Source organism: Bradyrhizobium sp., assembly GCF_049581145.1.
In the GTDB taxonomy this organism is placed as follows: Bacteria; Pseudomonadota; Alphaproteobacteria; order Rhizobiales; family Xanthobacteraceae; genus Bradyrhizobium.
This window is the reverse complement of the sequence record NZ_JBAURI010000625.1, coordinates 1-10,328: the sequence shown is the minus strand read 5'-3', so window position 1 is coordinate 10,328 and position 10,328 is coordinate 1. Positions and strand designations below refer to the sequence as shown.

Annotated in this window: 7 protein-coding genes and 2 pseudogenes; 3 read left to right on the top strand and 6 right to left on the bottom strand. The window is 56.3% G+C overall.

Annotation, left to right across the window (positions count from 1 at the left end; translation table 11 throughout):
• Together WCB02_RS20640 and WCB02_RS20635 are read right to left on the bottom strand one after the other, a co-directional pair.
• Positions 1 to 892: phospholipase D family protein (locus WCB02_RS20640; protein ID WP_423960926.1), on the bottom strand; the 892-nt coding region annotated here is incomplete at its 3' end.
• A 179-nt stretch (positions 893 to 1,071) separates the two neighbouring features.
• On the bottom strand, positions 1,072 to 1,983 hold the full coding sequence (locus WCB02_RS20635) for a tyrosine-type recombinase/integrase (protein ID WP_423960924.1): 912 nt from the start codon (positions 1,981 to 1,983) through the stop codon (positions 1,072 to 1,074).
• Between the two features lie 180 nt (positions 1,984 to 2,163).
• On the opposite strand from WCB02_RS20635, the pseudogene WCB02_RS20630 reads away from it, so the two are divergent.
• Together WCB02_RS20630 and WCB02_RS20625 are read left to right on the top strand one after the other, a co-directional pair.
• Positions 2,164 to 2,388 (top strand): annotated as a pseudogene (locus WCB02_RS20630) (pentapeptide repeat-containing protein); the annotation flags it as partial.
• Between the two features lie 117 nt (positions 2,389 to 2,505).
• Positions 2,506 to 3,585: a hypothetical protein gene (locus WCB02_RS20625; protein WP_423960927.1), complete on the top strand. Its 1,080-nt coding sequence runs from the start codon at positions 2,506 to 2,508 to the stop codon at positions 3,583 to 3,585.
• Here the strand turns inward: WCB02_RS20625 and WCB02_RS20620 are convergent.
• The 4 genes from WCB02_RS20620 to WCB02_RS20605 all read right to left on the bottom strand — a co-directional run bounded on the left by WCB02_RS20620 (position 3,559) and on the right by WCB02_RS20605 (position 9,393).
• A complete protein-coding gene (locus WCB02_RS20620) occupies positions 3,559 to 4,752 on the bottom strand; it encodes an aminotransferase class I/II-fold pyridoxal phosphate-dependent enzyme (RefSeq protein ID WP_423960922.1) in 1,194 nt (397 codons plus the stop codon). The genes WCB02_RS20625 and WCB02_RS20620 overlap by 27 nt on opposite strands.
• A gap of 637 nt (positions 4,753 to 5,389) precedes the next feature.
• On the bottom strand, positions 5,390 to 7,981 hold the full coding sequence (locus WCB02_RS20615) for a hypothetical protein (RefSeq protein ID WP_423960921.1): 2,592 nt from the start codon (positions 7,979 to 7,981) through the stop codon (positions 5,390 to 5,392).
• Between the two features lie 71 nt (positions 7,982 to 8,052).
• Positions 8,053 to 8,517 (bottom strand): hypothetical protein, encoded by a 465-nt coding sequence (locus tag WCB02_RS20610; RefSeq protein WP_423960919.1) that lies wholly within the window; start codon positions 8,515 to 8,517, stop codon positions 8,053 to 8,055.
• Between the two features lie 633 nt (positions 8,518 to 9,150).
• On the bottom strand, positions 9,151 to 9,393 hold the full coding sequence (locus tag WCB02_RS20605; RefSeq protein ID WP_423960917.1) for a hypothetical protein: 243 nt from the start codon (positions 9,391 to 9,393) through the stop codon (positions 9,151 to 9,153).
• Positions 9,394 to 9,421: 28 nt separating this feature from the next.
• Here WCB02_RS20605 and tnpC point away from each other — a divergent pair.
• A pseudogene (gene tnpC, locus WCB02_RS20600) lies at positions 9,422 to 10,216 on the top strand (IS66 family transposase); the annotation flags it as partial.
• Positions 10,217 to 10,328: the final 112 nt, after the last annotated feature.

Sequence of the window (10,328 nt, the reverse complement as noted above, 5' to 3'; positions counted from 1 at the left end):
GCGCGATACTGAGCGCAGCCAATTCCAAATTGTTTAGATCTTTTGCGGACAGCTCGAGAGTTCCGAAGCTCGGTAGTACCACGGACGGCTCTTCCTGAACGTAAGTCAGCAACTTCGTTACTAGCATGGGATTTGGGACATGCAAATAACCACCAAACTTGACTTTGGATTTTTTAAGGCAGAAATCCAACAGCCAATCGTCGGCATTTATTGCATCGTTCCATTCTTCATATGCATCGAAATCCTTTAAAGCTGGAATAGCGGTCTGCTCGACTTTTATCTGCTTTTTGCCCGCCGAGCTAAGACCTTCGCTGTAGATTGCGAGTTTGACCTTCGCCCAAACAGGGTTTTCAGGCGTCTCCCGAACTGCCGCTCCCAAATCGCCGGCCAGCCGAATTCCCGGGGAAGTGGATCGAACTCGCCCATTCCAAATCTGTTGCGCCAAGCGCAGATGAGTATCTTTGATTTCGTAGGAGGTCTCTTTGCGTGTCTCAAACCACGCTAGCGTGGCCTCGATCAACTTCGAGTCTTCGCTAAAAATATTAGCTTCTGCCCAGTCAGCCAGTCCGTCCTCGACAGCCAACCCGTTGGTCGATGCGTTCGACGAGCCAATCACAATTCCACTTGGCGTCCAATAGAGCTTGCCGTGCAACCGCGGGTCTGACCTGACCGGTATGTGCGGACGCAGTTCTCGAAGCTTTCCAATTTCAGAGGGATTGCACGCGCCGGAGTCCAAATTGCAGATGATCTCAGCCTCGAGGTCAGGCCTATCTATTTCCAGCGCTTGAACCGCGCCGCGCCCCCAAAACGCAACCGCAATCTTCGCCTTCTCCGCGCGCCGGAAGATCTCCCTGATTTTAGAGAGCGCCCCAATTTCATTTAGAAATAACATGGCTCCCGAGCATCTCCGCGCGCCAGAGTCTGCATCTAGGGCAGATGCAATTAGCTTGTACAATTTACCTGTCTAGAGCGCACGCGCAACACTTATTGCGCGAGCAAGTCCATAATTAGTAGTTCGATGTCGATTCCTCTCGCCAGAAACCGGCAGCCATTCCAGCATCGTCGCAACATCTAGGCTAGTCTTGCTAGAACATCAGCCCGCTCAAGAGTGACTCTGAGGGCCTCATCCGAGACGTGAGTATAGATCTCGGTCGTTGCGATGCTGGAATGGCCCAGCATACGTTGAACAAACCTGATGTCGACACCGGTCTCAATAAGCAAGGTCGCAGCTGTATGTCGAAGCATATGTGGTGTGATCCGCCGTGCGATTTTGGCTTCGCTCTCGGCGTAGCGCCGGAGCTTGGATCTTATAGATTGCGGTTTCATCATCGACCCAAGCCGATTCAAAAACAGCGATTCACCGGGGTCATCGGCCTTTCTTCGATTTATGACGAGCTCGCAAAGTTCGCCTCGCAAGGCCACATCAGAGATATAAGCAACCCGATCACGCGACCCCTTCCCCTGGATTCTGAAGGCCGAACCATCCGGCGAGACGTCGTCAATTCGTATCTTGCACAGTTCGCCGACCCGGATGCCCGTGCAAACCATGAGACGTACGGCTGTCGGCAGACACCCCTCCCGGCCCTTCCGCCCCCGCCGCAATCCAGCCTTGAAAGATGACAGCAGCGAGGAAATTTCGCCCCGCGACAGCGTCCTCGGTAGCCGCTTCCGCCGCAGGAGTTTTGGTCGCCATCTCGCGAATGGGTCCGGACTCTGCTGGTCGGCCGTCGCATATCGAAAGAAGGCCCGCAGACAGGCAAAGCGACGGCGCACAGTTGCCGTCGCGAGCTTACGTTGGCTGACCATGTCGGCAAGGTATTCCTTCAAGTTGTTCTCCACGAGATCCACCATGGTTGGATCTGCCACAAGCCATTTGCGGAAATCAGCTAAATCAGCCGCGTAAGCTTGGAGCGTGTGCTGCGAAAGTTGCCGCTCACTGGCGCAATAGCGCAAGAACTTGTCGGTGGCCGTACTCAACTGCATCAATCTGCACTCCGAACTGTGAATTCGGATTTTTCGCGCGACCGGTGCGTTTTAGCTATCGGTCATTGAGGTCAGGATTAACGATTAGAGACCATCAAACGCAATTAATAGCAATCTGAGAATATACAACCGGCACTAAGTGCGCGCTGGAGCGCAGATACACATAACTCGGAATTATCGATGGGTGGAAACCTTATCCCCGGTACGCCAGAATTTGGCGAGCTAAACGAAGGTCGGCGATTTCACTCGACCTCATTCGCTGATCTAAGAGATCGCGCGGAAAACCCATACTCGTTTGTACGCTGCGACTTTATCCAAGCCACATTTCTCTCGTGTAGTTTCCAAGGGACCGACTTTTCCAATTCTGACTTTACGGGAGTCATTTTCCGAGACACCGCGCTAACATCATGCAACCTGATGAGCACGGCATACTCTTCGTGTCTTTTTTCCCACTGCCGCTTCACGAACAACCGAAACTTCAACTGCGACCTAATCGATTGTGCGGTAGATGGATCTGAGTTCGTGTCGCAACTCATTGATCGATCCGTTTGGCGAAATGTCACCATCACCCGCTGCGCCTTTGACGAGGTGACTCTGCGCCGATCGACGTGGGACGAGGTCACGCTCCGCGACGTTCGCATCCGCAGGATCAACTTCATGGACAATTACTGTGTTCATTGCGTTTTCCTCGGCTGTCAATTTGAGGACGCCGCATTTGATGCGTCGTATTTCGGTTCCAACATCTTTAGAAACTCTACATTGAGCGGCCTGTCCCTCCGTTACAAGGATGAGTACATTCTGGTTGATGCCGATGATCCCAACGCCCTTGAGCGGCTTGCCGAGCACTACTATCGCGGAAATCAATTTGCCGAAGCGTTCAATACACAGCGCTATATTGGCACTATACGCGGCGACAAATCTGCACCTTACCCCATGGCATCGTTTGCTTCATGCTTAGACAGCATCCTTGGCTTGGAGCCGGTAAATCTCGCTGCTCAACAGCTGAGATTTCTCTTTCAGATCATTGATGTCGACTATGAACAGAATCTGATCTATCCGCTATACATTCTTCAACTCGACGCTGTTTGTGAGTCGACACTTTCATCCTTGTATGCCGGCCCTCTGCGAGAGGAGCTCCTTCGGAGCGCGTCGACGATACGGGACGTTGCCACTCGGCTGCTCGACAATGGCAGCTCCGTGCCTGTAGGGACCGTTGCGGAGCTTTCGCTGACTTTCGATGAGATCGAAGCTGACGCCGCTCGGGACCTCACTCGCGAGCTCCTCGATCCCATTATTGGAAGCGAAAGCTACCGGATAGTAGGGGTCCGCGCCGGTTCGATTATCGTGGATGTCGTCACCTATGCCGGTGCTGCAGTAATTATTGCGGCGACAATAAGGGTTGTGACCGGGCACGCCATCTCAACATACATTGACTTTCTAAGCGCTGAGGCCAGCCGACGCGTGCTGGCAAATGTTAACTCGCTTCAGGGCCTACGCGATGTTGCAGAAGTGCAACTCATGCGCAATCGGATAACCGCGGGTGCCGCAGCCCTCCAAACTAAGCAGATCGAGGCTCTACGCAGGCTCGACGTCAAGCTTTGAGAATGCGGCAATCGCTTTGTCGATGATGCTCGGGTGACGAAACAAGTTGATGCGGATAGCCATGCGATCGCTGTTAGAAAGACCGAACAGATGGCCCGGAAGCGCCCTTATGTCGGATTGTGTGAGCATGGCCTTATAGAACGCGGAGGCGTTGAGCTTCCGTTGACGGACGTCGGATCGATCTACGAGGGCATAAACTCCGGCCTCTCTCGGAGAGACCGCGACAGTGTCATGTTCGGAGCATACCGCGCTAGCAAATGCGAGGCCCCGCGCGAGCCTTACAGCATTGCTGTGACATGCTGCGGTAATCGACGGCCACGCCTCATCACTGAATACCTGAGCCAAAACGATCAGTTGTTCTCGCGTTAGACTGCCAGCAAAATGGTCAGCGAGACCCTCGATTTTCTCTAATGTCGTTGGGTCCCCAAAGATCAGCGCGTGTTTGGCAGAGTTAATTAGCATCCGCTTGGTTGGCGAGTCGATATAGAACAGGTTCTTGAAGCGCGAGACCGCATCGACGTAGAGCGGCTCGATAATGGGTATCCTGCTGGCGGCCTCAAAACCGCCTGCACTAGAATCAACTAGGCATACAACATTACGATCCGCCAGTGCGGCAATCACCGGTAGAAGCTGTTCAGTGTTGCGAATGCCGGTGCAGTACATTGGATCTGTTAGTATGGCAATATCGATCGCCTGATCATCAACCATACGAACGAACGCGTCGGCGTCGAACGAGTAATTGTCGTCGGCCCTGACGTGGAACATCACGCCGTGAGCAGAGCAGAATCTCAGAGCACCCGCGATCGAGAAATAGAACGGTGTTTGAACGAGCACCCGAGCGTCTCGGCCCGATGTTAGGTGAACTAGGAGACTAAAAAGAGCAGCTGTTGCGTTGGTAAAAACCGAGACGGAAAATCTGCTCGCATCAAGCCCGAGTCGCCGTTCGATATAGCTTAAAACGACCCGCTTTTCCGGTCCGCGACTGTCGGAGAACAGGTAATCTGCCAGACCGTAAGGGCTCCCGGATGCGTCTCTAAAGTGCGGAATATTCGGAAGATCATACACCGCGTCCTTTAGGTGCCAGTCGGAGACCGACGCCGGAAGACAGCGATTTCGTTGAAGATACTCGCGATCGATCGCGAAGATTTCTTCGATCGAAGGGAGCATCGATAATTCCGAGTTATGGGTTGTGCGGCTTTAGACGAACCGCTGGAAAAACGGTCACCAAACGCATTGAGAGAGAAAAATAGCCGCTCAACCCCTGATTGGCAATGGCCGGTTTTGACCAGCCGAGAGGAGGACACCTTTTCCAATGCCCCCGCGCCAAGGCACCGAGGTCTCTTGAGGCCGAACTTTCATCGTCAGGGGGCGTCGATAATCTTGATCTCGTTCGAAACAGCTCTGCGAACAATGGCAGTCTGTCGCGGACCTTCCCGTTGTCAGCGTCCGAAAATGAGATCGTATCGACACCGGACTCCACGTCGACAAGATCGACTCCTTCGCCGACCGGAGCCAACGATCTCCGCGACTCCCACCGTCTGCCGCCCTAAGGAGCGACACACCCGGGCGCGCGCATCATGCGGCGAAGCCGAGGCGCCGACGCGCTGCAGCTATTGACGGGCCACAAAGACAAGATCGCGGCCTGACCTTTACTAAACTTTGGTCTCGACCAGGTCCGTTCATGCCTCGGCTATGGACATCACGTGACCGCGCCAAGATGCCTGTTCAGGGCGAATTCCGGACATGACGAGCCGGACCGATTGGGTCGCAAATGACTCCAAGCGGGGCTTCCGCTGAGTGCGGCTCAAACTCGCGGAGGCAAGTCGACAAACCGCAGCGATCCAGTGGCCACGGCATCCAACTCGGTAACCTCCTCATCGCGCAAATGATAACCGCATTCCGCAATCAGACCGCGTGCCCGAGCCAAGCTTTTGGCTAACTCACGCTTTAAGCGGGCCGCTTCACCGGGCTCTGCCATAGCAGTCTCCAGCAGTTCCCCGCTAAAAAATGGCCTGAGCGGCGCGACCCCTTCAATGCGGGCCCAAGCTAGCCGCGCCTTTTCGAGCTCCATGTCGCACAGAAAAAGACGCATTGCGCCCGGCTCGGCAATCTCTTTCACCTCATAGAGATCAAACGCAGCACCATCCCAGTCGCCAACGTAACGCCGAAACGACGCTCGGGCCAGAAGGGCTTCTGGCATCGCGTATAACCGTCCGGACTTATTAAAATTTTCTACGGCGGCATCAATCCGAAGGCTAGCTGCTCTAACATCATTCCCGACAGTCCGAAGCGCACGCGACTTGCGTACTTTGGACAGTGCGAGGGCAAGATGAGCTCTCCCAACCGTCAGTAGTTTGAGCGCCAATACCCCAGGAATCGGTTCCGTGTCAGATTCCAACATCAATCGGGCACGATCTCGCGCTATCGTCCAAAGACGCTGTGAAATAAGCAGGTCGCAGTAGAGAAGGCCAGGTATGTCGGCAAGAAATGAAGCCTCGGGAAACTCTTTCTGCCACGCCAGTTCCGCTAGCACAAACACCTTGCTAGCTTCCTCGAGTAATCCAGCCGCATACAAGGAATGTCCATGCACTCCGAGGGCCCAGGCTATCTGATAATCTACATGGACCGACTTTTCAGCCAGCCAAAGGAGTTTCTCCTGTTTGGTCCTCACCTCGTCAATGTCGCCAGCCAACAACTGCAACTGCGCTAGAGTGTTTGCATTGATCGACGCATTGTCCCAGTTGTTGCCAGACCCGATGCCAAGCGCATCTTGATGCCTTCCCCACTGCACATAGCCATTTAGAGCTTTTTCTTGCGGAGGCATCGCTTCAGCAATGTTTCCTTGCCCGCGCAAGCAAATTGCTGCGTTATGATACCACCACGCGCGATTTTGGATACAATGTTCGCCCGTGTGGTGATAGTACCACCCGTTGTCTTCGTCGATCAGTTCTACATATGGTGTCTTGAAAAACCATCTCATCGCATCCAAGTCGCTAGAGTACGCACCAAGACGCCGGAATGTATAGAACTCGCTTCGAAACCCGCTACCTCGGCACATTCGATGCCTCCACAAATCCTGAGCGTCGTCATGCAGCCCAGCGCGGCAGCCGTGCGGGATAGCCTGATAAAGGGGCGAGAGATCTTCGAGCGTCGGAGCATCGCCCTCTTCGGTCGTGTCGCGCAGATGCTCGTAAATTCGACGATGGGCAGCGCGCCACGCGTTCGGATTCGTCCGTTCAAGGCGCGAATCGAACCACTCGCGCACCAATGGATGAGCGTCGATTGCCTCAGGAGCGTAAGGGTTTTGCGGGGACAGAAGACGGACTTCGCGTAGGCGCGAAATCGTACGCTGCCAGGTTGCCTGATCAACTTCAACGAGCGCATCGGTGAGGCCGGAAATGGCCGGCTTTTGCCGCAATGCGGTGAGACATCCGCTACTCGCCGGTCGATTGAATAGGCCAACAATACGCATCACAGCGTGCGCCACCGGTTGGCCTACGAGCCACTCTCTCTCGTACGATTCCATCACACGTTTTGCGTGGTCGTGGCGCGGGTTTTCAGGGTCAGCGAAGAACTGACGGATACGATCGCGGCGTCGTATGTCCCCTAATTGGGTTTCCTTGAGAAAGCTCGCGAGCAGGTCAAGCGCAAGCGGAAGTCCTCCGAAATCTTGCACGGTGGCGCGCAACTCTTTTTTGGTGCCCCGCACGCCATTGTCGAGCAGCAGCTCCGAGCCAGCCTTATCGGAAAGCGCGTCTAAGTCGAGGACAGGAGCGGCCCCGTCCTTCCAATGTGCGATGTCCTTGATCGGTAACCGACTGGTGATCACGACGAGCCCGCGACTTCTTGCTGCTGGCATAGCCGCAAAACGTCGCAGGAACCGGCGCAGTCCCACATCCTTCAATTCGCCCTGCTGCCGTTCGAGACCAAATTGCAACGGTTCGACGCCGTCGAGCACCAGCAACACGCGGCGCTGTGCCAGAGCGTCTGCGATCGCGTCAGCCTTCGCAGTCGCGCTACTCGATTCGATCTCGATACGTAGCCGGGCAAGTGCCCAGTCAAGAAACGGATCGGCCGAAGTCGCGCGCTCTTTGGTGCCTTGGTTGTAGAATGACCAGCCTAGAACGGCCTCGGCCTTGCGATATCGATCTGTCTGCATGACCTTAAGCCATTGGTTTAGGAGCGCCGTTTTGCCAGCGCCCCCCTCGGCGATAAGCGAGAGAATGTTCGTGATACAATCGGTCCACGCTTCATCAAGGCGCTTTAACTCCCGCTTGCGACCAACGAGTCGCTCAAAGGGGGTCCTCGGCAGCGCAGCGATATCTATGAAGGGCAGAGGTTCAAGTAGCGGCAGGCCGGATGCACTTGGCATCGGCTCTACGGTCGGTTGATTCACGTTGAAGTTTATGACGTGTGCGTGGAACTCCCCCGAAAACTGCGGCGCGGCTGGGGGAGCCGCACCGCTGTCTACTTTCCCGGCGGTGCCTTGACGTTCCGGAACGTCATGTTCCTCTGAGAGATTGCCTGTTCAGAGCGAACGCCCTCGACATCGTCGAACAGTAAATCGCGACCAGACTCGATCACGCGGATATCGACTGCGTAAGATGCCTTCACAGCTTCAGGCAGAGCTTCGATCGCCGCGCGCAACGCGTTAACTAGACGCCTGACCTCCGTGTCCTTCCAAATATCCGAACGATTGAGATCGGACTTGATCGCAGTCTCGTAAGCCGCGTTGCCCTCGGCTTGATCAACAAGAGCCAAAGAAGCCACGCAGTGATTGCTGACAAGGCGGGCCTTGAGAGCATCAAAAGCAGCCTTGAGAGCATCAAAGGCAGTTTTGCCCGCGCCTTTGGCAAACTCGCCCGCCGCCTTGGAGGCAACCAGCTCCGCCCCGGTCGCAAGGAGGCTATACAGAGCTTCTGGAATGCTCATTTGGAGGCTCCTGTACCTAGATACAGCGTGTTCCGCCAGGCTCGCGGCCAAGCAATCAAATAGTCAGCGGCCGTCACAACCACTATTTGTGCAGATCAAAGTCTCACATTACACCAATTGCCGCGCGTTTCGAAAGTACTGAATCGTCCGCAATTGACGTACAGTTGATTTGCAGTGTATCCGCCTGCAGCGACATTGTCGACCTTTGATCGCCACGACATCAAAGCCACGAAGCTTGCGGTCAATCGCAAGATTGAACATGGCGCGGTCTCGGACCCGACCTCCAATTTGGATCTGCGTTCGGATTGACAAACATGTTTGGGCCGCAGTGGAGGCGATGTCCGCTAAGGGCTGATCGCGCCGTTCTGAGCGCCGGCCGGCCGCTTCCGTTCTAGCCCGATCAACGGACGCCGTTAGACCGCCCCGGCATGGCGGGTCGGTGCCAAAGGCGGCGCTCGAAGAGAACACGAATATTTGGGGATGTGCTGTGAGGGACGGTCTGCGTGTGCCGCACGGCACCTGACGCAGACAGTGCCGATGATCGCTCCCGCCGTTCGGTCACCAGCTTGAACACCGATCAATATGGCCAAATCGGTGGGGCGCGCTACAGAGTGCAGAACGCTTAACGCGAGATCACTTTGCGGAAAACAGGATACTGCCGTTTACGAGTTGCGGTGAAAGGTGAAGCTTGTCATCCCCGATCGGCAAATCGAACGCGGGCACGTTCGCTGCGAACTTCAAGCTGGGAATCTTTTGCTTGAAGTCCCCGCTGGTCGCGCCACCCAGCATGTCGCCGGTAAAAGGCTGCACGGCGGATCCCACCCCCGCTACTGCGGCGACGAGACTGCAATTGAGGGCAACCTGGGGATGGGCCATGAAAAGAGCCTCTACCGGTGTCGGCCGTAGACTGAATTTGGCCTCTTGGCTCTATGCCGCCGCCGAACTCGCACCGCTGTGGCTGCGGCTGCGCGAAATCATCTTGACCACGGGCAAGATCGCGGTCGACGAGACCAAGGCCCCGGTGCTGGATCCCGGCCGTGGCCGCACCAAGAACGGCTTCTTCTGGGCGATCGCGCGCGACGATCGGCCATGGGGCGGGACCGACCCGCCGGCGGTGGCCTACACCTACGCGCCCGGTCGCGGCGCCGTCCACGCGCTCAAGCTGCTCGATGGCTATCGCGGCGTCGTGCAATGCGACGGCTATGCTGCCTACAAGACCATTGCCAACGACCCCGCTGGCGAGGCGATCACGCTGGCGTTCTGCTGGTCTCATCTGCGCCGCCGCTTCTACGACATCGCCGAGAACGGTCCGGCACCGATCGCGAGCGAGGCGCTGGCGCGGATCGCCGCCCTCTATGCCATCGAGAAGACGATCAGAGGCCGCAGCGCCGACGAGCGGCGCGCGGTGCGACGGATGCGCAGCAAGCCTCTCGTGCTGGCGCTCAAGGCCTGGTTCGAGGAGCAGCTCACCCGCGTCTCCGGCAAGGCGACGATCGCCGAGCATATCCGCTACGCCCTGAACCACTGGGACGGGCTCGCGCGGTTCCTCGACGACGGCCGCATTGAGCTCGACACCAACATCGTCGAGCGAAGCATCCGTCCCCTTGTTCTGAATCGCAAGAATGCGTTGTTCGCGGGACATGATCAGGGCGCGGAGAACTGGGCCTGCGTCGCTTCGCTGGTGGAGTCCGCGCTATGCCGAGCGCGGCATAGCGCGGATTATGCCGCCCGCCGGACTATGCCGAATGCAGTCATTTTCGGCCGGCAGCAGAGCAACATTTGGGCCTGACCGTTCGGCATAGTTCGGAGCG